The 24270-nt window shown below is 32.8% G+C and carries 25 protein-coding genes; 14 read left to right on the forward strand and 11 right to left on the reverse strand.

Annotated features, from left to right (window positions below; genetic code table 11):
* Positions 1–19: 19 nt before the first annotated feature.
* The 5 genes from AC4FQ3_RS00290 to AC4FQ3_RS00310 all read right to left on the reverse strand — a co-directional run bounded on the left by AC4FQ3_RS00290 (position 20) and on the right by AC4FQ3_RS00310 (position 4591).
* On the reverse strand, positions 20–1381 hold the full coding sequence (locus tag AC4FQ3_RS00290; protein WP_042564368.1) for an exonuclease domain-containing protein: 1362 nt from the start codon (positions 1379–1381) through the stop codon (positions 20–22).
* Positions 1382–1465: 84 nt separating this feature from the next.
* Positions 1466–2122 (reverse strand): YggS family pyridoxal phosphate-dependent enzyme, encoded by a 657-nt coding sequence (locus AC4FQ3_RS00295; RefSeq protein WP_491180429.1) that lies wholly within the window; start codon positions 2120–2122, stop codon positions 1466–1468.
* A complete protein-coding gene (locus AC4FQ3_RS00300) occupies positions 2113–2637 on the reverse strand; it encodes a hypothetical protein (protein WP_491180430.1) in 525 nt (174 codons plus the stop codon). Before AC4FQ3_RS00300 ends, AC4FQ3_RS00295 begins: the two co-directional genes overlap by 10 nt.
* Before the next feature lie 12 nt (positions 2638–2649).
* Positions 2650–3537 (reverse strand): 3-hydroxyacyl-CoA dehydrogenase family protein, encoded by an 888-nt coding sequence (locus AC4FQ3_RS00305; RefSeq protein WP_491180431.1) that lies wholly within the window; start codon positions 3535–3537, stop codon positions 2650–2652.
* 88 nt (positions 3538–3625) lie between these two features.
* Positions 3626–4591 (reverse strand): Gfo/Idh/MocA family protein, encoded by a 966-nt coding sequence (locus AC4FQ3_RS00310; RefSeq protein WP_463461483.1) that lies wholly within the window; start codon positions 4589–4591, stop codon positions 3626–3628.
* 143 nt (positions 4592–4734) lie between these two features.
* Between AC4FQ3_RS00310 and AC4FQ3_RS00315 the strand changes: the two genes are divergently transcribed.
* The gene (locus tag AC4FQ3_RS00315; protein ID WP_042564372.1) at positions 4735–5376 is read left to right on the forward strand and encodes a protein-L-isoaspartate(D-aspartate) O-methyltransferase; all 642 of its coding nucleotides are present in this window, start codon (positions 4735–4737) and stop codon (positions 5374–5376) included.
* A gap of 28 nt (positions 5377–5404) precedes the next feature.
* On the opposite strand, the gene AC4FQ3_RS00320 is transcribed toward AC4FQ3_RS00315, so the two are convergent.
* From AC4FQ3_RS00320 to smpB, 3 genes are all read right to left on the reverse strand, one after another.
* Positions 5405–6409 carry a helix-turn-helix domain-containing protein gene (locus AC4FQ3_RS00320; protein ID WP_073393741.1) on the reverse strand — a complete coding sequence of 335 codons (1005 nt, stop codon included), beginning with the start codon at positions 6407–6409 and terminating at the stop codon, positions 5405–5407.
* Positions 6410–6494: 85 nt separating this feature from the next.
* Complete coding sequence (locus AC4FQ3_RS00325; RefSeq protein ID WP_042564374.1) at positions 6495–7133, reverse strand: DUF4136 domain-containing protein; 639 nt, start codon at positions 7131–7133, stop codon at positions 6495–6497.
* Positions 7134–7207: 74 nt separating this feature from the next.
* A complete protein-coding gene (smpB, locus tag AC4FQ3_RS00330; RefSeq protein WP_491180432.1) occupies positions 7208–7663 on the reverse strand; it encodes an SsrA-binding protein SmpB in 456 nt (151 codons plus the stop codon).
* 161 nt (positions 7664–7824) lie between these two features.
* On the opposite strand from smpB, the gene AC4FQ3_RS00335 reads away from it, so the two are divergent.
* Positions 7825–8463 carry a hypothetical protein gene (locus AC4FQ3_RS00335; protein ID WP_491180433.1) on the forward strand — a complete coding sequence of 213 codons (639 nt, stop codon included), beginning with the start codon at positions 7825–7827 and terminating at the stop codon, positions 8461–8463.
* 100 nt (positions 8464–8563) lie between these two features.
* Positions 8564–8791 carry a VF530 family protein gene (locus AC4FQ3_RS00340; RefSeq protein ID WP_073393744.1) on the forward strand — a complete coding sequence of 76 codons (228 nt, stop codon included), beginning with the start codon at positions 8564–8566 and terminating at the stop codon, positions 8789–8791.
* Here the strand turns inward: AC4FQ3_RS00340 and AC4FQ3_RS00345 are convergent, their stop codons facing one another.
* From AC4FQ3_RS00345 to AC4FQ3_RS00355, 3 genes are all read right to left on the reverse strand, one after another.
* Positions 8792–9346, reverse strand: coding sequence for a DUF3575 domain-containing protein (locus AC4FQ3_RS00345; RefSeq protein ID WP_042564595.1), 555 nt, complete (start codon positions 9344–9346; stop codon positions 8792–8794).
* 135 nt (positions 9347–9481) lie between these two features.
* Complete coding sequence (locus AC4FQ3_RS00350) at positions 9482–10030, reverse strand: GNAT family N-acetyltransferase (RefSeq protein WP_463461478.1); 549 nt, start codon at positions 10028–10030, stop codon at positions 9482–9484.
* 10 nt (positions 10031–10040) lie between these two features.
* The gene (locus AC4FQ3_RS00355) at positions 10041–10892 is read right to left on the reverse strand and encodes an aldose 1-epimerase family protein (RefSeq protein WP_073393745.1); all 852 of its coding nucleotides are present in this window, start codon (positions 10890–10892) and stop codon (positions 10041–10043) included.
* A 186-nt stretch (positions 10893–11078) separates the two neighbouring features.
* On the opposite strand from AC4FQ3_RS00355, the gene AC4FQ3_RS00360 reads away from it, so the two are divergent.
* From AC4FQ3_RS00360 to AC4FQ3_RS00410, 11 genes are all read left to right on the forward strand, one after another.
* Positions 11079–13346, forward strand: coding sequence for a M1 family metallopeptidase (locus tag AC4FQ3_RS00360; RefSeq protein WP_491180434.1), 2268 nt, complete (start codon positions 11079–11081; stop codon positions 13344–13346).
* A gap of 552 nt (positions 13347–13898) precedes the next feature.
* Positions 13899–14540 (forward strand): GNAT family N-acetyltransferase, encoded by a 642-nt coding sequence (locus AC4FQ3_RS00365; protein ID WP_302095609.1) that lies wholly within the window; start codon positions 13899–13901, stop codon positions 14538–14540.
* Between the two features lie 62 nt (positions 14541–14602).
* Positions 14603–15796, forward strand: a complete 1194-nt coding sequence (locus AC4FQ3_RS00370; protein ID WP_042564382.1) for an argininosuccinate synthase — start codon at positions 14603–14605, stop codon at positions 15794–15796.
* The gene (gene argC / locus AC4FQ3_RS00375; protein WP_491180435.1) at positions 15789–16766 is read left to right on the forward strand and encodes an N-acetyl-gamma-glutamyl-phosphate reductase; all 978 of its coding nucleotides are present in this window, start codon (positions 15789–15791) and stop codon (positions 16764–16766) included. The genes AC4FQ3_RS00370 and argC overlap by 8 nt, the downstream gene beginning before the upstream one ends.
* Positions 16767–16927: 161 nt before the next feature.
* Positions 16928–18067: an aspartate aminotransferase family protein gene (locus AC4FQ3_RS00380; protein WP_491181004.1), complete on the forward strand. Its 1140-nt coding sequence runs from the start codon at positions 16928–16930 to the stop codon at positions 18065–18067.
* 83 nt (positions 18068–18150) lie between these two features.
* A complete protein-coding gene (locus AC4FQ3_RS00385; protein ID WP_491180436.1) occupies positions 18151–19344 on the forward strand; it encodes a glutamate-5-semialdehyde dehydrogenase in 1194 nt (397 codons plus the stop codon).
* Positions 19345–19545: 201 nt separating this feature from the next.
* Positions 19546–20307, forward strand: coding sequence for a glutamate 5-kinase (gene proB / locus AC4FQ3_RS00390; protein WP_491180437.1), 762 nt, complete (start codon positions 19546–19548; stop codon positions 20305–20307).
* Between the two features lie 81 nt (positions 20308–20388).
* A complete protein-coding gene (locus tag AC4FQ3_RS00395; RefSeq protein ID WP_042564387.1) occupies positions 20389–21336 on the forward strand; it encodes an N-acetylornithine carbamoyltransferase in 948 nt (315 codons plus the stop codon).
* A gap of 46 nt (positions 21337–21382) precedes the next feature.
* Positions 21383–22075: a hypothetical protein gene (locus tag AC4FQ3_RS00400; protein ID WP_491180438.1), complete on the forward strand. Its 693-nt coding sequence runs from the start codon at positions 21383–21385 to the stop codon at positions 22073–22075.
* Between the two features lie 39 nt (positions 22076–22114).
* Complete coding sequence (gene argB, locus AC4FQ3_RS00405; protein ID WP_491180439.1) at positions 22115–22888, forward strand: acetylglutamate kinase; 774 nt, start codon at positions 22115–22117, stop codon at positions 22886–22888.
* A gap of 214 nt (positions 22889–23102) precedes the next feature.
* Positions 23103–24173, forward strand: coding sequence for a M20 family metallo-hydrolase (locus AC4FQ3_RS00410; RefSeq protein ID WP_491180440.1), 1071 nt, complete (start codon positions 23103–23105; stop codon positions 24171–24173).
* The last annotated feature ends 97 nt before the right edge of the window (positions 24174–24270 follow it).

Raw genomic sequence — 24270 nt, forward strand, 5'->3', positions numbered from 1 at the left:
TAATGAAAGTTTTTATTTGTTAAAAATGAAGTATTTTGACTGATTTGCTTTTGCGAACGTAATTTTGAATTATGTTTTTTACGTCGCGATTGTTTTGCATTGGGATTAAAATATTTTTCAAGATGTCGATATTCATAATCTGATAATTCAAATCATAATAAGCATAGCCTTTATATTGACCATTTTCGATTAATACCGCACTTCTTTCGTTAACATTTCGTCCTCTGTCAATGATAATCATGCTTTTGTTCTCAAAACTGTGTTCTGATATAAATTGTTGTACACGGCTATTGTATTCTTCTGCACTAATTTCGCCAATACAGGCACCGTCGCATTCTTTTATTTTATATTGAAAACATTCTTTTTTGGATTGATATAAACCTGTCAATTTTTGGCATAAATGATATTTCGCAGTGAATTTAAACAGCATATTTTTACCTTCTTGTAAAGAAATAAAGGATGTAATTTCTTTTTTACGTCCATCAGCTTTTTGAAGTTTTAGATTCAGATATCCGTTCGAATCTTTTTCGGCATATAAGGCAAAGGGGAAAAAAGTCTTTTTCTGTGATCGATTATGTCTTGGTCGATTTACTTTTATTTCTTCACTTTCTTTGAGTAACGCAATCAATTCGCTTCCGGTTTCATCATACGTAATGGTAAAAACTTCTGCCTGAATTTTTTTGCTTTTGGTTGTGATTCCGGTGAAATGCTGATTTACTCTTTTTCGAATGTTTTGGCTTTTGCCGATATAAATTAATGTACCGCCTTCATTATAAATATAATAAATACCGGTTTTAGAAGGCATTTGTCCCACTAAATCCATTAATTTTGGAGATATTCCTTTTTCGACTTCGAGTTTTATAAAATCTTTTACAATTGTTTTTTCAAGATCTTTTTCAAGAAGCATTTTGAACAGCTTTGTTGTAGCCATTGCATCTCCGCTGGCGCGATGCCTGTCTGCCATGGGAATTCCGAGTGCGCGAACCAATTTTCCTAAACTATAGGAAGGCTGTTCGGGAATTAATTTTTTGGCAAGTTCAACGGTACAAAGTGTTTTGGCTTCAAAATCGTAGCCTAAACGTCTGAATTCTGTACGTAAAATTCGGTAGTCGAAAGAAGCGTTATGAGCAACAATAATACAATCTGAAGTGATTTCTATAATTCGTTTAGCAACTTCAAAAAACTTGGGGGCAGAGCGCAACATGGCATTATTAATCCCAGTTAATTTTACCACAAAGGGCTGAATCGGAATTTCGGGATTTACAAGACTAATGAATTGGTCAACTACTTCGTGTCCATCAAATTTATAAATGGCGATTTCGGTAATTCCTTCTTCATTAAACTGTCCTCCAGTAGTTTCTATGTCTAGTATTGCGTACAAATTTAGTTTTCGGTATTCAGGTATCAGTATTCAGTTTTGTTGTAGAGGCGCACAGCAGTGCGTCTAACGATAGTGGATTTTTGATTAGCGACCTCCAAAAATGCTGCTTCCAATGCGCACCATTGTGCTGCCACATTCTATAGCAAGTTGGTAATCGCCGGACATTCCCATTGATATTGTAGATGCTTCTTGTAATGCATTTTTTTCTTTTATGGAATCAAAAATCGATTTTAAATGTTGAAATTCTTTTTTAATTTGGTTTTGATCTTCTGTAAATGTTGCCATTCCCATTAAACCTAAGGTACGAATATTTTTGAGTTCTTTGAACTCAGATGAGGAAATAAGTTCATTTAATTCATTTTCGTCTAAACCAAATTTAGTTTCTTCTTCGGCAATATGTATTTGAAGCAAACAATCAATAATTCTATTATTTTTTAAAGCTTGTTTGTTGATTTCCTGCAATAATTTTAAACTGTCAACACCATGAATCAAACTCACAAACGGTGCCATAAATTTGACTTTATTCGTTTGGACATGACCAATCATATGCCATTGAATATCCTTTGGCATTTCTTCCCATTTTTCAGCCATTTCCTGAATTTTGTTTTCTCCAAAAATACGCTGGCCGGCTTCGTAGGCTTGTATTAAGTCTGAAACGGGTTTGGTTTTAGAAACTGCAACTAATGTTACATGTTCAGGTAAACTTGCTTTAATGCTATTTAAATTCGATGCTATTGACATTTTTCTATTTTTTCTTGAATTCTCAATATAATTAGTCTTTCGTCTACAATTATCTTTTCATCCTTAAATTTCTTAAATTCATTGAAGATTTGTATTATTCCTTCGTCAGAATATGTTTCGAATGAATTTATGATGTAATTATCTTTTTTGTTTTTTATTTTTAGATAAAAAATTGCAGCACGTAATCCTTGCCTAGTAGAGCCACTACTCTGGATTTCGATAGAAGTTTCTTTTATATTTAGTGATTTTAACCATTTCGTATTAAATGTTTCACCATTTATAATAATCCTATTTTCCTCAAAAGTTATTAAATCAACATTACTTTTGCTTCTGTTAATAATTATAAAGCCACAGATTGCTAACAGAAACAACCCAATTGTAATTGTATAAAATTTTGAAAGATTAAAAAATATAATTAGAGATGAATAAATACCGAATTCAATTAGGAATGCCAAATTTCTTAATGTAAAAAGGCGTTGATTGAAATTTTTATATTGACTCTCAAATGTTATCATATTTAAAGATTTTTAAGCAAACTGCTTAGAAATTTTCTCAGCCTTTTTACTTTCACTGTAATCATAAAAACCTTCACCAGATTTAACGCCTAATTTTCCTGCTCTCACCATATTTACCAACAATGGGCAAGGCGCATATTTAGGGTTTTTAAAACCTTCGTACATAACGTTTAAAATCGCAAGACAAACATCAAGACCAATAAAATCAGCTAATTGAAGCGGTCCCATTGGGTGTCCCATTCCTAATTTCATTACCGTATCAATTTCGTAAACGCCGGCAACTTTATTATATAACGTTTCAATGGCTTCGTTTAGCATAGGCATCAAAATTCTGTTTGCTACAAAACCAGGATAATCGTTTACTTCAACAGGAGTTTTTCCTAGTTTTACAGACAAATCCATGATAATTTTAGTCACTTCATCGCTGGTATTGTATCCGCGAATGATTTCTACTAATTTCATAATTGGCACCGGATTCATAAAATGCATTCCGATAACGCGTTCAGGATGTGCAACTACAGCTCCAATTTGTGTAATGGATATTGAAGAAGTATTCGTCGCTAAAATTGTATTATGAGAACAAGCTTCGTTTAATTGTTTGAAGATATTTAGTTTTAACTCTACATTTTCTGTAGCGGCTTCAACAACCAAATCAACACCAACAACTCCGTCTTTAATATCAGTATAGGTAATAATATTGGTGATAGTTTTTGCAACATCTTCCTGAGTAATGGTTCCTTTAGACAACATTCTGTCTAAATTAGCGGCAATAGTTGCCATTCCTTTATCTAAAGATTTTTCAGAAACATCTATTAATTTTACGGTAAAACCACTTTGTGCAAAAGTATGAGCAATTCCGTTACCCATTGTTCCTGCACCAATTACAGCTATAGTTTTCATTTTATATATTGGTATTATATTTATGATTTAGCCACGAATTCACCAATTAAGTAGTGAATTCGTGGCTATTTTTATTTTTGATATTATATTATTTATCGAAACAATCAATAATCTGATAAGCAACTCTTAAAGCATCTGTAGCTTGTTCTAGTGTAACTACAGGTGTTGTATTTGTATTGATAGCATTTGCAAATGATTCTAATTCATCAAGAATTGCATTATTTTGCTCAACATCAGGATTTGTAAAATAGATTTGTTTTTTTACACCTTCGGCATTTTGCAGAATCATATCAAAATCTCCCGGAATTTCCGGCGCGTCTTTCATACGAACGACTTCACATTTTTTCTCTAAAAAGTCAACAGAAATGTAAGCATCTTTTTGAAAGAAACGTGTTTTACGCATGTTTTTCATCGAAATTCTACTTGCTGTTAAATTGGCAACACAGCCATTTTCGAATTCAATTCTGGCATTGGCAATATCCGGAGTATCGCTAATTACAGAAACTCCGCTGGCGTGAATATCTTTTACTTTTGAATGTACAACACTCAAAATAGCATCAATATCGTGAATCATTAAATCCAAAACCACAGGAACATCTGTACCACGCGGATTAAACTCAGCCAAACGATGTGTTTCTATAAACATCGGATTTTCGATCATGTTTTTTGTAGCAATAAATGCAGGGTTAAAGCGCTCAACATGACCAACTTGCCCTTTTACGTTGTATTCTTTGGCTAAAGCAATAATTTCTTCAGCTTCTTCAACAGTATTGGCGATTGGTTTTTCTATAAAGATATGTTTTCCTGATTTGATGGCCACTTTTGCACATTTATAATGAGAAAGCGTTGGCGTTACAATATCGATTACATCCACAGCGTGGATTAATTTTGCAATTGTGCTGAAGTTTTTATAGCCAAATTCTTTTGAAATTCTTTCGGCATTTTCCTGATTTTCGTCGTAAAATCCAACTAATTCGTATTTGTCAGATTGTTGTAATAAGCGTAAATGTATTTTACCAAGATGACCAGCACCTAAAACTCCTACTTTTAACATGAGAATGTATTTTAAACAAAAATATAATTTATTTGTTGAACGTGAAAATGAATGTAGTAAAGATTTAGCGATTTAATAATTAAAAATCAATATTTGATTTAGTATTTAGTTTATTAATTTTACCAAAATAAAATAAACCTATTTTGAAAGACACTGCCAAACATCAAGGACTTCGTAATCAATTAGTAAGCACTTTAGAACAAAAGGGCATTACTGATAAAGCAGTTTTGGATGCGATAAAAAAAATCCCAAGACACCTTTTTTTAAATTCAAGTTTTGAAGATTATGCTTATCAGGATAAGGCATTTCCTATAGGAGCGGGACAAACTATTTCGCAGCCTTATACAGTTGCATTTCAATCACAATTATTAGAAGTAAAAAAGGATCATAAAATCTTGGAAATTGGTACCGGATCTGGCTACCAAACCGCTGTTTTGTTTATGCTTGGCGCTAAAGTTTATAGTATAGAAAGACAAAATGAATTGTTTAAAGCAACTTCTAACTTGTTTCCAAAGTTAAATATTCGTCCAAAACATCTTTCGTTTGGAGACGGCTATAAAGGTTTGCCAAATCATGCTCCGTTTGATAGTATTATCGTTACGGCGGGTGCACCTTTTATTCCCCAGCCTTTAATGGCACAATTAAAAATAGGAGGAAGGCTTGTTATTCCGTTAGGTGAAGACGTGCAGATTATGACATTGTTAATTCGTAAAAATGAAACGCAATTCGAAAAACATGAATTTGGAGAGTTTCGATTTGTTCCTTTATTAGAAGATAGAAATTAAAGAGAAAGCCCATTTAGTAGGGCTTTTTTTATTGCGTTATTATTTGTAAAGCCCGGTTTAGGCTTTCTTTTTCAATTCTGAGTATATAATTTATGAAAATAGATTTATCATTCTTGGCTTGACTTTCTTCCAAAATAGATAAATATTCATTTTTGCTGTTTTGATCTTCTTCAATTGACGTAAACGCATAATTATTTTGAAGTAAAATCCAATTTAAAATCAAATTCGCCATTTGAAGATTTCCTTTTTCAAATGGATTTATTTCCAGTATTTTTAAATACACTTCACATGCAAAAATTGTGGGATGAAAATTGTTTTTATTTGTTTCACACCAATTAAAGAGCAAATTCATTTCGCGTGTAATCAATGGATCATCTTTGTACTTTCCTGTTTCAGATTCAATTCCTCTAAAAATTAAATTATGAATAGTGAGAAAATCTTTTTCGTTGAAATGTGTTTTCTTTTGGCTTAAATCTCTGATATATAATGTGGCTTCTTGAAAGTTAATAGCTTCAAGATGATTTTGTATACTTTTCCCCGTGATAGTCAACCCATCGTTTATAACAGATTTAGTTTCTTCCAGTGTTAAAGAATTTCCATTTAAAGAAATACTTTTAAAAATAAATTCTAATTCTAAAGTCTTTGAAATTTGTCGTAATTCAAAATGATTAAAGGATTGTAGTTTATTTTTTAATACTTCAATTTCATCTAAAATAGTTTGTACAGAAGATATAATTATAGCATTTATTTCTTTTTTAGTATTTTGAATTTCCTGTTCTGCTAAAATCAGAGCTTTTAATGCAAACTCATCATCGCCAATCTCATAAAGAATTTTTTCTTTAAGCCAGGCAGTCATTATAGTTTCATAATCAATTTCTAAAAGTTGAGACAGTTTTAAAATTTGATCCTTTGTTGGTTTTCGTGTTCCCGATTCAAATTTGCTAATCAATGCCTGATCAATACCAAGAAGTTGTGCCACTTCGCGAGTTTTTAATCGTTTTTGTTCCCGTGCAATTTTTAAAAGTGATTTCATTTTGATGAAAATTTAAGTCTTGACAAGTTTAGTCATTTTTAAATGTACAAAAAAAGCAATATTTTATTATTGCTTTTCTGTAATTTTATTTTGGAGGCAAAGAACCATCTTTTCTCATTTCTGCAACAACTGCTTGCATAATAGCATCAACAGTTTGTCCTAAATCTGTCACATATTCTGATTTTGTTGTTCCTGTCCAGATCAGTTTATTTTCTTTTAATGAAAAAATATTGGTTTCGACCATATACGATGTGGTTTCCTGATAATATCCGGGATCATAAAAACTAGGAGAATACATTCCGTACCAATTTCCGAAACCGTAACCATAGACATTTGTATACATTCCGTCAAAACCCCCGTAATACATTCCGGTATAAGTTCCCGGAACATAATTGGTTTCTTTTTCAGTGCTTACTAAGCGCATTGTAATCACTCCGTCGAAATTCTCATCTTGCAGGATTTTTAATTTTTGCTCTTTAGTAAGTTGAGAAGTACTTTCGTTTAGATATTGATATGAAGTTTTAAAAATTTCATTACTGGCAGCAATTCTATTTTCTGCCGTTCTTCTAGAAGCTTCATCTTTTACCAGAACAACAACCAAAACTTTTTTAAAATGTTCCTGAGCCACAGTAATTTTAGGATCTCTCCAACTACTTACAATAGAAGTATTACTGCCACAACCTGAAAGTATAATAGCAGCCAATAGAATTAAGTACTTTTTCATATTTTACTAATTAGAGTTATTGTAGTAAAAATAAGATAAAATATTTTAAAATTACTCTTTTATAGTAATTAGATTTAGTTGTAAGCTTTTTTAATTCTGTCTAAATCTCTTTTCGTGTCTTGCTCTTTAAGAGATTCACGTTTGTCGTAGTTTTTCTTTCCTTTACAAAGACCAATTTGCAGTTTAGCAAGACCTTTTTCGTTGGTAAACAATTTTAACGGAACAATAGTTAATCCTTTTGCCTGAACACTTTTATGAAGGCTTTTTAATTCTTTTCTATTTAAAAGCAATTTTCGCTCACTTCGGGATTTATGATTGAATTGATTTCCAAACGTATATTCTTCGATATAAGTATTAATAGCAAAAAGTTCCAGGTTACTAAATTCGCAAAAACTTTCTGTAATATTGGCTTTTCCTAATCGTATAGATTTAATTTCTGTACCGGATAAAACTATTCCGGCAGTATAAGTGTCGATTATCTCATAATCAAATCGAGCTCTTTTATTAAGTATATTGACTGTTTTTAACATAGTGTGCAAATGTAAAACAAAATTGAAAACTTTAGTAGTCCTAAGTTAATTAAAAATGGGAATATAAGATAATTAAAGATTTTTTTTAATCTATGATTTTAATCATTTTTAAGGAAATGCCTTCCTGCTAAGTTTGTTAAATAATTTAACTAAACTTTAAAATGAAAAAAATTGTAACATTAATTAGTATTGTATTAGTAGGTTTAACCGCAAAAGCTCAGGAAACAGGTCAGGGATTAAAAGAGGCCTGGTTCGTAACATCTCAATTTGGTTATCAGCAAACTAAAACCGCAGATAACAAAAACACAAATTTATCTGTTTTACCAATTGTAGGTACATTTGTAACCCCTTCGGTAGCTGTTGGAGCAGCTTTTGGATATATTAATATTAAAGCTGATTCAGAGGGTAAAACTGCAGCAAAAACAGATTTAATTGTAATTGAGCCATTAGTAAGAAAATATTGGAATGTAGCTGGTTCATTGTATTTCTTTGGTCAATTGGCTTTGCCTGTTATTACTGGAAAAGAAAAGGAAAGTGACTTAAAAGTAAATCAATTTGGTTTGTCTCTTTCAGGAGGATTTGATTATTTTGTAACAAAAAACTTTTCAGTCGAGTTCTCTTATGATTTGGCTAATTTTACTTCTACTACTCTTGACCCTAAAATTGGTGAAAAAACTACAGTTACTAATTTTGGATTAGCGCATGTGGCAAATGTAGACCCATTTTATAATACAGCATTGGCAGGAAGTAATCCAAATCTAACTTCTCCACTTTCTGTCGGATTTAAATTTATATTCTAATAGTAGTCGATTGAATTAAACTTGAAATCATTAATTTTGTAAAATGAAAAGACCATACTTTTTGGAGTATGGTCTTTTTTAATATTATAAAAGTAAAAAAATGCAAAATCAATCTAAAGATCCCTTACACGGGGTTACTCTTCAAAAAATAGTAGAAACATTAGTAGAATATTATGGTTTTGATACGTTATCAGAATTAATTCCTATAAAATGTTTTACTTCAAATCCGAGTATAAAATCCAGTTTAACCTTTTTAAGAAAAACGGATTGGGCACGCAAAAAAGTAGAAGATTTATATCTAAAAACACTGCCTAAGCTGGCAAAGTAATTATAATTTATACGAAATCATTACTCCGCCACGATATGGCAACCATTCACCACTTTTGTTCCAATGCGCCGCCGTTTCATATCTTCCCGGAGTTCCATCGTTGTAATATCCATGATAAAATCCCTGGTGCCATCCACCTCCGGCAAAGACATCGATAAGAAATTTATCATTTAGTTTGATGTTGTACCCAACTGAAACGCCCAGACGATAACCAAAGCCATGTTCATATTTATTTGAGTCAAAATAATTCCATTTTTGTAATTCATAAATATCCGGTCCGGCATGTCCGCCAACATAAAATCCGTTGTAATTTTCTTTAAAATGATAACGAAGTTCAGGAGTCAAAGTATAAAACTTCATTGGGCTATGACCGTTGAAAGATTCCCAAAAAGAAGCCATAACATCTACACTAAAAGTAAGTTTTTCTCCAACGCTTGTTTCAACTCCAATATTAGGTACGCCTACTATAGCCGTAGCGGCATTGAATTTAATATAAGTTTGACTTTGTGATTGAATAGAAAAGAAAAGAACAAACAGAACAAGTAATTTTTTCATAAACAAGATTTTCATGGTGATAAATAAGTTAAAAATTACTTATTTCGGATGCAAATATAACGCAACAAATACTTGCTGTATGTTAAAAAAAACAGAGTATTTCATTATATTTTTTGAAATAAAATCTTTAAAAGTTTACTTGTCTAACAATGAGTAAATTACTTTGTCCAGAAAGCGACCTTCATAAAATTCAGATTCTTTAAAATGAGCCTCTTTAACAAAACCGCATTTTTGCAAAACTTTTTCTGACGCAAAGTTTTCCGGATCGATAACAGCTTCTATAGAGTGCAATTTTAAATCATCAAAACCATATCTGTTTAACCTGTTTACGGCTTCAGGAATAATTCCTTTTCCGTGAAATTCAGGTAATAACATATAGCCAATTTCAGCGCGATAATTTTCTGGCTGCATTCTGTAAAAACCAATGATTCCTAATAGTTTAGGACTTTCTTTTAAAGTAATTGCCCAATTGATTCCAACATTGGTTTCAATTTTTTCTTCGATCATGGCAATATGTGCGAGTGCATCTTCGGTATTTTTTACCAAAGGTCTCGGAATGTATTTCATAGTTTCCGGATTCGAACGCAATTCAAAAATTTCGTTTGCGTCGTCATTCGTAATTCTTCTTAAAAGTAAACGTTCGGTTTCTATAGTTGGAAATGGAGAAAAGTTAAAATCCAGCATTTTTTTATTTTTATAATATTTGTATACTAAATTTTGAATTAAATGTTTGTTTGGCATCTAAAATCAAAATCCCTTCTTTTTCGAATAAATCACCTGAATTTTCGGCCGTGTCTGAATAACCATACCACGGCTCGATACAAACAAACGGAGCCTGATCTTTTGTCCAGATTCCTAAACTCGGAAAATCTTCAAAATCAACTTTTATATAAGGTTTTGAGTTCTCCAAGATGGTAAGCGAATTAGATTCTAAAGTTTTAAAAACCAACGCATCATTTTCAAACAATTTATAATTCAGCGGAACCAGATTTTCAATAGTTTGCAAACTTTCTGTTTTGTTGGAAATCAGATCATTTTCTAAAAGAGAATATTTTAAATCTTCTTCCTTCTCAAATTTAAAAGAATAATTCTCAAAATTTTCAGGTAAAGCAATTGCCGGATGCGCTCCTATAGAAAAAGGCATTTTGGTTTCACCTTTATTAATTACTTTATATGCAATGTCTAAAGTGGTTTCATTTAGCGTATAAATAAGTTGCAATTCAAAATCAAAAGGATATTTTTTCAGTGTTTCACTATTGGATTGCAATGAAAAAGTAGCACTGTTTTCGGTTTTATCAATTAATTGAAATTCCATATCACGCGCAAACCCATGTCTTGGCAATTGATATTCTTTTCCATTAATAGTATAAGTATTGTTTTTTAAAGTTCCGACAATCGGAAAAAGAATAGGAGAATGTTTTCCCCAAAAAGCAGGGTTTCCTTCCCAGATATATTCTTGGTTTTGATTGTCTTTTAAGGAAAACAATTCAGCTCCGGCATGTTTGATAGAAGCTTTAAGCGTTGAATTTGATATAGTTGTATTCAAAATAGTATAATTGAAAGAAATTAGTTTTAAAAGTGATGTAAATATATTTTATAAAATTTAGTTTTTTAAGAAAATCGCTTAAATTATTTTTTTGATAAATTTTTGCTAAACTTTAATTTAAGGTTAAGATTTTCTCTGTAAATAGCTTTTTTTTTCATTAATTTGCTACATAAACAGCTAAAAAATATGAAAAAACAATTCTCAAAAGCCTTATTAACCATGGCTTTGTTTGTAGGGATTTCTTCTGTTTCGGCGCAACAAACGCCAGCTACAACAGCAGTTACCCCTGTTAATAATTACAATTACCACGATGCTTTTGCACCACATTTTTACACTAAAAATGGTACGCCAACGCGTTCTGCCAGCGGTCAGCCGGGAGTTGAATATTGGCAAAACAGAGCCGATTATCAAATAACGGCAAGATTAAATGCTACATCAAATGAAATTAGTGGTACAGATGAAATCACGTATACTAATAATAGTCCTGATAAATTATCATTTGTCTGGTTGAATTTAGATCAAAATTTATTCAAAGAAGACTCAAGAGGAAATGCTGTTGTGCCTTTAACAGGAAGCCGTAACGGAGCGCAGGGTCAGGTTTTTGAGGGAGGAAATAAAATTAAATCGGTGAAGGTAATTTCTGGAAAGAAAAAAACAGAAACTGATGTAAAATATGTAGTTACAGATACAAGAATGCAAATTTTTCTTCCGGAAGAATTAGCTTCAAAAGGAGGATCTATAAAAATTAAAATCGAGTTTTCATTCATTGCACCTTTTGAAGGATCAGACAGAATGGGAGTTTTAGAAACTAAAAACGGAAAAATCTTCACAATTGCACAATGGTACCCGCGTATGTGTGTGTATGATGATGTAAGAGGCTGGAATACTGCACCCTATTTAGGAGCTTCTGAGTTTTATTTAGAGTATGGTGATTTTGATGTAAAAATCACAACTCCTGCCAATCATTATGTTGTAGGTTCTGGTGAATTATTAAATGGATCAGAAGTATTTTCTGCTGAACAATTTAAGCGTTATGGAGAGGCCAAACAAAGTGATAAAACAGTTGTAATTCGTTCTGCAGATGAAGTTGCTGCAACCGCAAATGCAAATGCAACCGCTGAAAAAACATGGCATTATCAAATTAAAAATGCACGTGATTTTTCATGGGCATCGTCTCCGGCCTTTATTTTAGACGGAGCAAAAATAAACTTGCCAAGTGGTAAAAAAGCATTGGCTTTATCAGCTTATCCGGTAGAAAGTTCAGGAAATGATGCATGGGGACGTTCTACAGAATATACAAAAGCGTCTATAGAGAATTACTCAAAAAGATGGTTCGAATATCCTTATCCTGCAGCTACAAACGTAGCAGGAAATGAAGGCGGAATGGAATATCCAGGAATTGTTTTTTGCGGATGGAAATCTAAAGGAGATGATTTATGGGGAGTTACAGATCACGAATTTGGACACATTTGGTTCCCGATGATCGTAGGTTCAAACGAGCGTTATTTTGCCTGGATGGATGAAGGTTTTAATACTTTTATCAACTCTGTAAGTTCTTACGATTTTAATAATGGAGAATACAAACAGCCAGCTTCAAACTTACATGAAGATGCAGAATATTATACAAGTCCAAAATTAGAAACGATTATGAGCTCTCCTGATAATATGAAGGAAGCGAATATTGGTGTTTTATGTTACGCAAAACCAAGCGCAGGATTGGTAATTTTAAGAGAACAGGTTTTAGGAGAAGAGCGTTTTGATAAAGCATTACGTACTTACGTAGAGCGTTGGGCTTACAAACATCCAACTCCGGATGATTTCTTCAGAACAATTGAAAATGTTGCCGGAGAAGATTTAAGCTGGTTCTGGAGAAGCTGGTTCGTAAACAACTGGAGATTCGATCAGGGAATCAACTCTATTAAATATGTAAAAAATGATCCTGCAAAAGGAGTTGTAATTACAGTTGAGAATTTCGACAAAATGCCAATGCCAATTGTTTTGGATGTAAAAACAAAAAGCGGAAAAGTAACCAGAGTTAAATTACCTGTAGAAATCTGGCAGCGTAACAACGATTGGTCTTTCAAGCATAATTCTACAGAAGAAATTGAAAGTATCACTTTAGATCCTGATCATGCTTTTCCTGATTATAACGAAAGCAATAACGTTTGGAAAGCGGGAAACGGTAAAATTGAAAAAGATATCATTCTTGATGGTTATTTAGGAAATTATGTTACTACCAAATCGCCATTGACAATTGAAATGACAGAGAAAAACAGCGTTTTAAGCGCAGAACTTCCAAACTATCCAAAATTTAGTTTATCTCCTGTTGCAAATGAAAAAGATACATTCGAATCAAAAAGAGCAGGTTTAAAATTCAAATTTAATGAATCAAAAACAGGTTTTGATATGATTGTTTTAGGTAATGGACAAGTAATTCCGTTCACTAAGAAATAAAAATAAAAAACATTAAAATGTTTAAAACCCGATAGTTATTATAGCTATCGGGTTTTGTTTTTTAGTTTGAGGTTTCAAGTTTCAGGTTTCAGAAAAAAAACTCAGTCCCGAGGCTTCGGGATAGAATCTTAGTAACTCAGAACCTTAGAAAAAACCAACATTCCATTAAAAAAATGTTAGAATTTTATTTTTTTGTTTTGTAAATTAAAAAATAGTGTACTTTTGCACCGATGAATAAAATAAGTTTACATATAACTTCTTTGTCACGGACAAACTCACCTGTAACTTCTCCCGAAGTACGGATACTATCTCTATAGTATTCACAGAGTTTTTCGCCGCGTATTTATTTATATTCATTTTTCATTTTGAAATCACATAATTTGTCCATTGGACAAACATATCCTAAAAGTATATCTTATTTTAATTATTTTCTAAATCAACTTTTTGATTTTGAGAATGTTACTTCTATTTTGTCTAACTTTATTGGATGGGTTTCAAGATTTCAAACTAAACAATACGTTTTAATTTTTAACTCTAACTTCAACTATTGAAATGAAAATCTCTATTGTTGTAACTCAGGAAGAACACTTCAAATTCGCACAGGAAATTTGCGATACGATAGAATCATCTGCCTTATTAAGAGGTACTGGGATTGCTAAAAGAACTCCTGAATACATTCAGAAAAAAATGTCGAACGGTGATGCGATGATTGCTTTAGCAGACGGAAAATTTGCAGGTTTTTGTTATATCGAAAGTTGGGAGCATGGAAAATTCGTGGCACATTCCGGCTTAATTGTACACCCGGACTATAGAAACTTAGGTTTGGCAAAACAAATAAAATCAAAAGTTTTTGATTATTCGCTGCAGAAATATCCGGACGCAAAAATATTCGGAATTACGACTGGTTTGGCGGTAATGAAAATCAATTCAGATTTGGGTTACAAGCCAGTACCTTTCTCAGAATTGACAACAGATCCAAGTTTTTGGGCGGGCTGTAAAACCTGTACCAATTTTCAAATTCTGCAAAGCAAAGAAAACAAAATGTGCTTGTGTACAGGAATGTTGTACGATCCAAAAGACAAGCCAAAAGGTCCGCCAAGACATCCTTTTAACGAAGCTGTTTTGAGCAGATTAAAGAAAATTAAACAAGCTTTATTCTTAAATAAAATAATGTCTTTCGTTTTTTTATCTTAAAAACAAATAAAAATAAATCTCAAACTTGCTACATACGAAAGTATTAGCCTAAATTATAAAAAATGAAAAAAGTTGTATTAGCTTATAGTGGAGGATTAGATACCTCGTATTGTTTGAAATATTTAAAAAATGAAAAAGGATACGAAGTTCATACCGTACTTGTAGATACAGGAGGATTTAGTGAAGAAGAATTAACAGCGATCGAAAAAAGAGCTTATGAATTAGGAAGTGCGCAACACGCCAACCTAACCATCATAGACAAATATTACGATAAAGCTATAAAATATTTGATTTTTGGAAATGTATTAAAAAACAACACATATCCATTGTCAGTAAGTGCAGAGCGTGTTTTTCAGGCAATTGAAGCCATTAAATATGCTAAAAAAGTAGGAGCAAGTGCCATCGCACACGGAAGTACAGGTGCAGGAAATGACCAGATTCGTTTTGATTTAATTTTTCAGACAATTGCGCCTGAAATTGAAATCATCACACCAATTAGAGATTTAAAATTGTCAAGACAAGAAGAAGTTGATTATTTGGCTAAAAACGGCGTTCACTATTCTTGGGAAAAAGCACAATATTCGATCAATAAAGGACTTTGGGGAACCAGCGTAGGAGGAAAAGAAACTCTAACTTCGAGCCAGCCTTTGCCAAGTGAAGCTTATCCTTCGCAATTGCAAAAAGAAGGGGAAGAAAAAGTGACTTTACACTTTGAACAAGGAGAATTAGTGGCTTTAAATGGTAAAAAAGATGTCCCTGAAAATAATATTGTAAAGCTTGAAAAACTGGCAAATGCTTATGCAATAGGCAGAGATATTCACGTAGGTGATACTATTATCGGGATTAAAGGAAGAGTTGGTTTTGAAGCTGCTGCGCCTTTAATTATCATAAAAGCGCACCATTTATTAGAGAAACACACGCTTGGGAAATGGCAGCAATACTGGAAAGAACAACTAGGAAACTGGTACGGAATGTTATTTCATGAAGGTCAGTTTTTAGATCCTGTAATGCGTAACATTGAGACATTCCTGCAAGACACACAAAAAACAGTGAACGGAACTGTAACGGTTTCATTAAAACCATATCATTTTTCGCTTGACGGAATCGAATCTAAAAATGATTTGATGAACACAGGTTTTGGCCAATATGGAGAAATGAACAATGCCTGGACATCTGACGATGCAAAAGGATTTATTAAGATTTTAGGAAATGCACAAAACATATTTTCATCTGTAAACCATTTAACTCATGATTAATATCGGAATAATTGGTGGTTCGGGCTATACGGCCGGAGAACTTATCAGAATATTAATGTATCATCCCAATGTAAACATCGATTTTGTTTACAGTACTACAAATTCGGGTAAACCGCTTTCTGTGGCGCACCATGATTTGATGGGAGATATTGAAATGAATTTTACTGATAAAATAAATCCGGATGTAAATGTTGTCTTTTTATGTCTTGGACATGGAAAATCGATTTCATTTTTGCAGGAAAATCAATTTGCAAGTCATACAAAAATAATCGATTTAGGAAACGATTTCAGATTGAACAAAGATGCTCATTTTGAAGGCAAGGACTTTATTTACGGTTTACCCGAATTGAATAAAGCAGACATCAAAAAAGCAAATTACATTGCAAATCCGGGTTGTTTTGCTACTGCTATTCAATTGGCTTTGTTGCCTTTAGCGAAAGCTAATTTGCTAAATAATGACGTTCATATTAATGCCACAACCGGAAGCACGGGCGCCGGAGTTGGACTTTCAGAAACTTCGCATTTCAGCTGGAGAAACAATAATATGTCGCATTATAAAGCTTTTGAACACCAGCATTTGGGAGAAATTTCAGAAAGCCTGGTTCAGTTGCAGGATGATTTTGAAAGCGAGTTGCTTTTTATTCCAAACAGAGGAGATTTTCCAAGAGGAATTTTTGCAACCTTATATACAACATCCGACGAAAGTCTGGAACAAACCGTTGCCAAATACGAGGAATTCTATAAAAATGAACCGTTTGTAACCGTTACAACGACAAATATCAATATGAAACAAGTCGTTCAAACCAACAAATGTATCATCAGTTTAATGAAAAAAGGAAACCGGATTTTGATCACCTCAATCATTGACAACTTAACCAAAGGTGCTTCAGGACAAGCCATTCAAAATATGAATTTAATGTTTGGACTGGAAGAAACCACGGGTTTACATTTGAAACCAAGCGGATTTTAGGAAAAATTTGTTTCAGGTTTAATGTTTCAAGTTTCACGTTCTGTACGTAACTTGAAATATAAATACTGAAACTTAAATCAGTTTCAAGTTTAAAGTTCCAAGTTTCACGTTCTGTGCAAACTTGAAACATGAAACTTGAAACAAAAAAAACAAAAATAGACATGAATTTATTCAACGTATACCCACTTTACGATATAACACCTGTAAAAGCACTAGATTGCACAATTACAGACAATAACGGAGTAGAATATTTAGACTTATATAGCGGACACGGCGTGATTTCGATTGGCCACACGCAACCAGATTATGTAGCCAAACTGAAAAATCAACTGGATCATTTAGGATTTTATTCGAATGCAATTCAGAATCCTTTGCAGGTAGAATTGGCTCAGAAATTAGGCAAACTTTCAGGATTAGAAGATTACGAATTGTTTTTATGCAGTTCCGGAGCTGAAGCCAATGAAAATGCCTTGAAATTAGCTTCTTTCCATAACGGAAAATCAAGAGTTGTAGCTTTTGATAATTCTTTCCACGGAAGAACTTCTGCGGCCGTTGCAGTTACAGATAATAAAAAGATTGTAGCGCCAATAAACGCACAACAAGTCGTTACTTTTTTACCACTAAACCAAATTGAATTAGTTGAAGCAGAACTTGCAAAAGGAGATGTTACAGCTGTAATTATCGAAGGAATTCAAGGCGTTGGAGGTTTAGATCAGGGAACAACAGAATTTTTTCAGGCTTTAGAAAAAGCATGTAAAAAACATGATGTTGTTTTAATTTTAGATGAAGTACAATCAGGATACGGAAGAAGCGGGAAATTCTTCGCATTCCAACATCACGGAATCAACGCTGATATTATTTCAGTAGCAAAAGGAATGGGGAATGGTTTTCCGGTTGGCGCTATTTTAATTTCTCCAAAATTTGAAGCAAGTTTCGGATTATTAGGAACAACTTTCGGCGGAAGCCATTTGTCTTGTGCAGCAGGAATTGCCGTTTTAGATGTGATTGAAAAACTTGATTTACAAAAGAATGTAAACGAAGTTTATGAATATTTCTTAGAACAAATCAAACAAGTTCCTGGAATTAAACAAGTAAAAGGAAAAGGTTTAATGCTTGGAGTTGAATTCGATTTTGATGTTTCTGCTTTAAGAAAAAAACTAATTATCGAGAAACATATTTTTACAGGAAGTGCCAACAACAAAAATCTGTTAAGAATTTTACCACCATTGACTGTAAAAAAATCAGATATAAATACTTTTATTGTAGCTTTAAAAGAGAGTTTGGAAGAACTTCAGAACTAAGTTTACCATATATTAATTCGTTTAATCGATTAACCAGTTAAACGATTAAACGAATTAACGATTAACCAATTAAACCAAAATAAATGAACCCATTATCAATCGAAAAACGCAATCTCGTTTTGCACTCTATGGCAAAGCTGGTCGAGCAGGAGCGGAGTCAAATAATTCTAACCAATCAGGAAGATTTATTAGCTTACGATGGTTCAGATTTAGCGATGGAAGAGCGCCTGAAAGTAGATAATAAAAAAGTCGACGAGATGATTTTATCGTTAAACCAATTGGCTTCTCAGGAAGATCCGGTTGGAGTAGAGCGTTTTCATTTTGTTCATGATAATGGAATCAAAGTAGTCAATAAAACCGCAGCATTCGGAACCATATTAATTATTTACGAATCGCGTCCCGATGTTACAATCGAAGCAGGTGGAATTGCTTTTAAATCCGGAAATAAGATTTTATTAAAAGGAGGAAAAGAATCTTTAAAATCAAACTTAAAGATTGTTGATTTATGGCATAAAGCTCTGGAAGAAAATGGAGTTTCGAAAGATTGGGTTGAATATCTAAATTATAATCGTGCAGAAACTCAGGCCTTTTTGGAAAAACCAACTCAAAAAGTTGATTTAATTGTTCCGAGAGGAGGAGAAAAATTAATTGAGTTTGTCAAACAACACGCCACTTGCCCTGTAATTGTAAGCGGTCGGGGAAATAATTTTGTTTATGTTCATCAAAATGCAGATACCGATTTGGCTTTAAAAGTAATTTTGAACGCTAAAACGTCTAAAATCTCAGCTTGTAATGCTTTAGATAAAGTTTTAATAGATTCAAGATTACCCAATTTTGAAGGTTTTGTTGCCACGTTAATCGAAGCTTTGGTTGAAAATAAAGTCGAAGTAATCGTTGATAAATCATTGGAAAATTTCGAAAATACCCAAACACTTCAAAACGAAGATATTTGGTATGAAGAATTTTTAGATTATAAAATTGTCATCGGAACAATCGATTCTGAGGAGCATGCAATCGAAAAAATCAACAAATATTGCGGCGGACATTCGGCAGCAATAATTACAAGAGATGAAAATGTTGCAAAACAATTCATGGAATCTATTGACGCAGCTGCAGTTTATCACAACGCATCAACCCGTTTTACAGATGGCGGACAATTTGGTCTTGGCGGAGAATTAGCGATAAGCACCGATAAATTGCATCAACGCGGACCAATTGGTTTACAACATCTTGTAACCAATAAATGGTACGTTTATGGAGAAGGACAAATCAGGTAATTGAGATAATTAGGCAATTAGATAATTAGATAATTTTAGATTGAGGATTTTAGGTAGAGGATTAAAACGATAATGATTTCAGATTTTAAAATTGGAATTTGGAATTTAAATTTTGGAATTTATTAAAGATAAACCTTTGCGCCCTTTGCGATAAAAATAAAACTTAGTGCCTTTGAGCCTTCGTGGCAAAACCAAAACAAAATGAGCAAAAAACGGATTTTATTAAAAATAGGAAGTAATACTTTAACCAAAGAAACCAATCATATTTCGCGGGGAAAGATCGAAGATATTGGTATGCAAATCGCCGCTTTAAACAAAGATTACGAATTTGTAATCGTAAGTTCAGGAGCCATTGCAGCGGCCAAACAGTTTGTAAAACTAGAAAGTAAAGGCAAAGAAATTGCATTGAAACAAGCTTTGGCTTCGATTGGACAACCCCATTTAATGCGGATTTTCCATGAGAACTTTAGTGATTTAGGTTTATTGACATCACAATGTTTGCTTTCTTATTCAGATTTCGAAAAAGATCAGTCGAAAGTCAATATTGTCAATACCATTAATGTTTTGGTCGAGAACAATTACATTCCGATTATTAATGAAAATGATACCGTTGCCACAGATGAGATTCGGTTTGGAGATAACGATAAATTAGCGGCATTAACAGCAGTGCTGCTAAATGTTGATATTCTGATAATTGCAACCAATACAAACGGAATTTACACGAAAGATTCGATTCACGATGAAAATCCTGAGACGATTAAATTGGTAAATGATTTAAAGACTTTGGAAAAAGAAATCGGCGAATCAAAATCATCACACGGAACAGGCGGAATGCAGTCAAAAATCGAAGCAGCCGGAATTGCAAAAGCCGCCAACATCGAAACCTGGATCGTAAACGGATTAAATGATAATTTTATTTTAAAGGCTTTAGAGGGAGAAATTCCTTTTACAAAAATTGTATAAAATGTTTATTTGTTTAATCGTTAATTCGGTTAATCGCTAGCAAATAAACAGTTAAACAAATAAACGATTAAACAAAAAATCATGAATTATATTTCAATAAAAGATATCGACTCATTATCAAAATGGGTAAAAAGCGCGATTAAAATCAAAAAGAATCCGCTTAAAAATCAAAAATTAGGAAAGAACAAAACCTTAGGAATGTTATTCTTTAATCCGAGTTTAAGAACGCGTTTGAGTACTCAAAAAGCGGCATTAAATCTAGGAATGAACGTTATGGTGATGAACTTTACCAACGAAGGCTGGACATTAGAGTTCGAAGACGGAGCCGTAATGAATTCCGGCGCTTCAGAACATATTAAAGAAGCAGCAGAAGTAGTTTCACAATACTGTGATATTATCGCCATTCGTGCTTTTGCTGGTTTAGTTGATAAAGAAAAAGATTATGCTGAAACTGTTATTTCAGGATTCTTGAAACACGCAACAGTGCCAATTGTAAACATGGAAAGTGCCGTTCGTCACCCGATGCAATCTTTGGCAGATGCCATCACGATGGAAGAATACAAAACGAAACACAAGCCAAAAGTTGTACTTTCGTGGGCACCGCATCCGAAAGCGTTGCCTCAGGCAGTTGCAAATTCATTTGTAGAAATGATGCAAATGCAAAAAGACATGGATTTTGTAATCACACATCCTGAAGGTTACGAATTGAGCCCGGAAATTACAAAAGATTGTAAAATCGAATACGATCAAAACAAAGCTTTCGAAAATGCTGATTTTGTTTACGTAAAAAACTGGAGTAACTTCAACGATTACGGAAAAGTAACCAACACAGACTCAAACTGGACTGTTACGGCTGAAAAAATGGCTCTAACCAATAACGGAAAATTCATGCATTGCCTTCCGGTTCGTCGTAACGTAATTGTAAGCGACGAAGTTATTGACAGCGAGAATTCAATTGTAATTCAGCAAGCGAATAACAGAACGTATTCAGCACAATTAGTTTTACAAAAGATTCTTAAGAAGTTATAAATTAAGGTCCAAAGGCACAAAGGTTCAAAGGTTTTAATAAATCAAAATGAATAAAATAGAAGAAATAATTTTAATAAACTCTAAACTGTCATCTTGGAATTTACTATACAAATACTTTGAACTTAGATGGAAGATAACATTGATTTTAGTTTCTATATCAAGTTTTTTATTTTTTATTTTTAGTCTTTATATTTTTTTTGCAAATGTATATTTAGGAATTATTTGTTTTATTATTGGAATTACATTGGGAATATATTTTTTTAAATTTTTAAATAAAAGTGAAAAGATAATATTGCAACGAAAATATGAGTATGTCAATTTAGATTTTAAGAAATTTAGATATAATGCCATTCGAGAAATTCAAAAAGAAGAATTCAAAAAGGCAGTTAATAACGAAAAAATATTCGATAAAGAAAATCTTTTATTTTTGATTGAATGTATAAAGCGAGAAATAGGGAATAAAAATTTTAAATATTCATTTTTAGTTAATTCAATTATTATTTTAACTGGAATATATTTTGGATCCTTTTTGGGTGGATTTGTGAATTTTGCCAAAGAACTAAAAGATTATCTGGAATTTTATAAAACAATAGGAATTCTAGTTTTTTTAATGCTGATACCTATTATTTTGTGTATTGAAATGACATTTTTAAAAGATATGGTAGAAACGAGGAGAATGAATAGAAATAGGTTAATACGAATTTTGGAAAACATTTATTTTGAAAAATACTCTTCATAAATTCATAAAAATTTAAAGACTTTAGAAACCTTAAAAAACATGCAAGTAACAGTAATAAAAATTGGTGGAAACATAATCGACAATCCAACAGAATTAGAGCAATTCTTAATAGATTTTTCTAAAATAGAAGGATATAAAGTTTTAGTTCACGGTGGAGGAAAATCGGCTACAAAAATGGCCCAAAGTATTGGTTTGGTACCTCAAATGATTGAAGGGCGCCGAATTACCGATGCTGCAATGCTTGATGTTGTCGTTATGATCTATGCCGGACAAATCAATAAAGATATTGTCGCACAGTTGCAGGCAAAAAATAACAATGCAATGGGATTTTCGGGAGCTGATGGGAATTTAATTCAATCTACAAAAAGGAATCACCCAACAATAGATTACGGTTTTGTTGGCGATGTAAAAAAAGTAAATACAGCTTTATTGAAAACGTTGCTTGAAGCTGGAATCGTTCCTGTTTTTTGCGCCATTACGCACGACAAAAATGGACAACTTTTAAACACAAATGCCGATACCATTGCGAGTGAATTATCAATTGCATTATCAGAAGTTTTTGATGTTACACTAACATATTGTTTTGAAAAACAAGGAGTTTTGCAAGATTCAGAAGACGATTCATCTGTGATTACAGCAATAAACGAGGAATTATACAATAAACTAAAAACAGAAAAAGTAATCCATTCCGGAATGATTCCAAAGTTGGATAATTGCTTTAATAGTTTGTCAAGAGGTGTTCAAAAAATCAAAATCGGGCATCACAAAATGCTCCAAAATCCAGATGTTTTGCATACAACGATTACATTATAAAAGATATAGCCACGAATTGCACAAATTTTCACGAATTAAAATTTAAAAAAAATAGCGAAAATTTGTGTAATTCGTGGCAAAAAAAGATAGCTGCGGAGGTTGTTTTAAATATTAATTTTAGAAATTTGTGCAAATTAAAAATGTCACGATTTAATTAAAAACTTTGTGACTTCGTCCCGATAGCTATCGGGATCGTGGCAGAGAACCTACACCTATGAAAAATATAGCAACGCTTACCAAAGAGGCAATTAACTTATTGAAAAATCTAATTGAAACCCCTTCATTTTCAAGTGAAGAAGATCAAACAGCACTTTTAATAGAAAATTGGTTCCATCAAAACGAAATTCCTTTTAAAAGAGAAAACAATAATGTGTGGGCTTTCAATAAATATTTCGACGAGAATAAACCGACACTTTTACTAAATTCACACCACGATACCGTAAAGCCAAATCAGGCTTACACAAACGATCCGTTTAAAGCCATTGAAAAAGACGGTAAATTATTCGGATTAGGAAGCAATGATGCCGGAGGATGTCTGGTTTCGTTATTGGCAACGTTTGTACATTTTTACGAAAATCAAAACTTATCACATAATATCGTAATTGTGGCTTCCGCCGAAGAAGAAAGCAGCGGAAAAAACGGTTTAAACAGCGTTTTAAAACATTTACCAGAGTTAGATTGCGCCATTGTTGGTGAGCCAACTTTAATGCAACTAGCTGTAGCTGAGAAAGGTTTGTTAGTTTTAGACGTAAAAGTAAAAGGAACTGCAAGTCACGCGGCGCATCAAAACGACGATAATTCATTATACAAATCTATTCCCGTAATGGAATGGTTTAAAAACTATAAATTCGACAAAATCTCTGATGTTCTGGGTCCTGTAAAAATGACCGTAACGCAAATCAGTGCCGGAAAACAGCACAATGTTGTGCCGTCAGAATGCGATATGGTTGTCGATATTCGCGTAACAGATCGTTATTCAAATACCGAAATTTTGGAGGTTGTAAAAGCCAATGTAAATGCCGAAGTTACGCCCAGATCAATGCATTTAAACGCATCGTCTATTCCGGTTGCGCATGGTTTAGTACAAGCTGGAATTGCTTTAGGAAGAACCACTTATGGCTCACCAACACTTTCAGATCAATCTGTTTTGAGTTGTCAGTCTTTAAAATTAGGACCTGGAGAAACCCTGCGGTCACATTCAGCAGACGAATTTATTTTCATTAACGAAATTGAAGAAGGAGTCGATTTGTATATTAAAATACTAACAGATTTCTTTAAATTATAATATTATTTAGGAGCTAATCCCGCTATCCGTTACAATCTTTTATTTTTTTAAAGAAAAAAAATAAAAGGATTTTCACTTCTATCGGGGCTAGAAAAAC

The sequence above is a fragment of the Flavobacterium sp. AK-345 genome (assembly GCF_058310175.1).

Coding starts and splice junctions, on each gene's coding strand:
- AC4FQ3_RS00350 (WP_463461478.1), bottom strand. CDS start 10,030: ATGCTGGATTTTAACTTTTCTCCATTTCCAACTATAGAAACCGAACGT.
- AC4FQ3_RS00300 (WP_491180430.1), bottom strand. CDS start 2,637: ATGATAACATTTGAGAGTCAATATAAAAATTTCAATCAACGCCTTTTT.
- AC4FQ3_RS00305 (WP_491180431.1), bottom strand. CDS start 3,537: ATGAAAACTATAGCTGTAATTGGTGCAGGAACAATGGGTAACGGAATT.
- AC4FQ3_RS00340 (WP_073393744.1), top strand. CDS start 8,564: ATGCAAAATCAATCTAAAGATCCCTTACACGGGGTTACTCTTCAAAAA.
- smpB (WP_491180432.1), bottom strand. CDS start 7,663: ATGTTAAAAACAGTCAATATACTTAATAAAAGAGCTCGATTTGATTAT.
- AC4FQ3_RS00295 (WP_491180429.1), bottom strand. CDS start 2,122: ATGTCAATAGCATCGAATTTAAATAGCATTAAAGCAAGTTTACCTGAA.
- AC4FQ3_RS00325 (WP_042564374.1), bottom strand. CDS start 7,133: ATGAAAAAGTACTTAATTCTATTGGCTGCTATTATACTTTCAGGTTGT.
- AC4FQ3_RS00360 (WP_491180434.1), top strand. CDS start 11,079: ATGAAAAAACAATTCTCAAAAGCCTTATTAACCATGGCTTTGTTTGTA.
- AC4FQ3_RS00410 (WP_491180440.1), top strand. CDS start 23,103: ATGAAAAATATAGCAACGCTTACCAAAGAGGCAATTAACTTATTGAAA.
- AC4FQ3_RS00400 (WP_491180438.1), top strand. CDS start 21,383: ATGAATAAAATAGAAGAAATAATTTTAATAAACTCTAAACTGTCATCT.
- AC4FQ3_RS00320 (WP_073393741.1), bottom strand. CDS start 6,409: ATGAAATCACTTTTAAAAATTGCACGGGAACAAAAACGATTAAAAACT.
- AC4FQ3_RS00335 (WP_491180433.1), top strand. CDS start 7,825: ATGAAAAAAATTGTAACATTAATTAGTATTGTATTAGTAGGTTTAACC.
- AC4FQ3_RS00385 (WP_491180436.1), top strand. CDS start 18,151: ATGAACCCATTATCAATCGAAAAACGCAATCTCGTTTTGCACTCTATG.
- AC4FQ3_RS00365 (WP_302095609.1), top strand. CDS start 13,899: ATGAAAATCTCTATTGTTGTAACTCAGGAAGAACACTTCAAATTCGCA.
- proB (WP_491180437.1), top strand. CDS start 19,546: ATGAGCAAAAAACGGATTTTATTAAAAATAGGAAGTAATACTTTAACC.
- argC (WP_491180435.1), top strand. CDS start 15,789: ATGATTAATATCGGAATAATTGGTGGTTCGGGCTATACGGCCGGAGAA.
- AC4FQ3_RS00370 (WP_042564382.1), top strand. CDS start 14,603: ATGAAAAAAGTTGTATTAGCTTATAGTGGAGGATTAGATACCTCGTAT.
- AC4FQ3_RS00310 (WP_463461483.1), bottom strand. CDS start 4,591: ATGTTAAAAGTAGGAGTTTTAGGTGCTGGTCATCTTGGTAAAATACAT.
- AC4FQ3_RS00395 (WP_042564387.1), top strand. CDS start 20,389: ATGAATTATATTTCAATAAAAGATATCGACTCATTATCAAAATGGGTA.
- AC4FQ3_RS00380 (WP_491181004.1), top strand. CDS start 16,928: ATGAATTTATTCAACGTATACCCACTTTACGATATAACACCTGTAAAA.
- AC4FQ3_RS00345 (WP_042564595.1), bottom strand. CDS start 9,346: ATGAAAAAATTACTTGTTCTGTTTGTTCTTTTCTTTTCTATTCAATCA.
- argB (WP_491180439.1), top strand. CDS start 22,115: ATGCAAGTAACAGTAATAAAAATTGGTGGAAACATAATCGACAATCCA.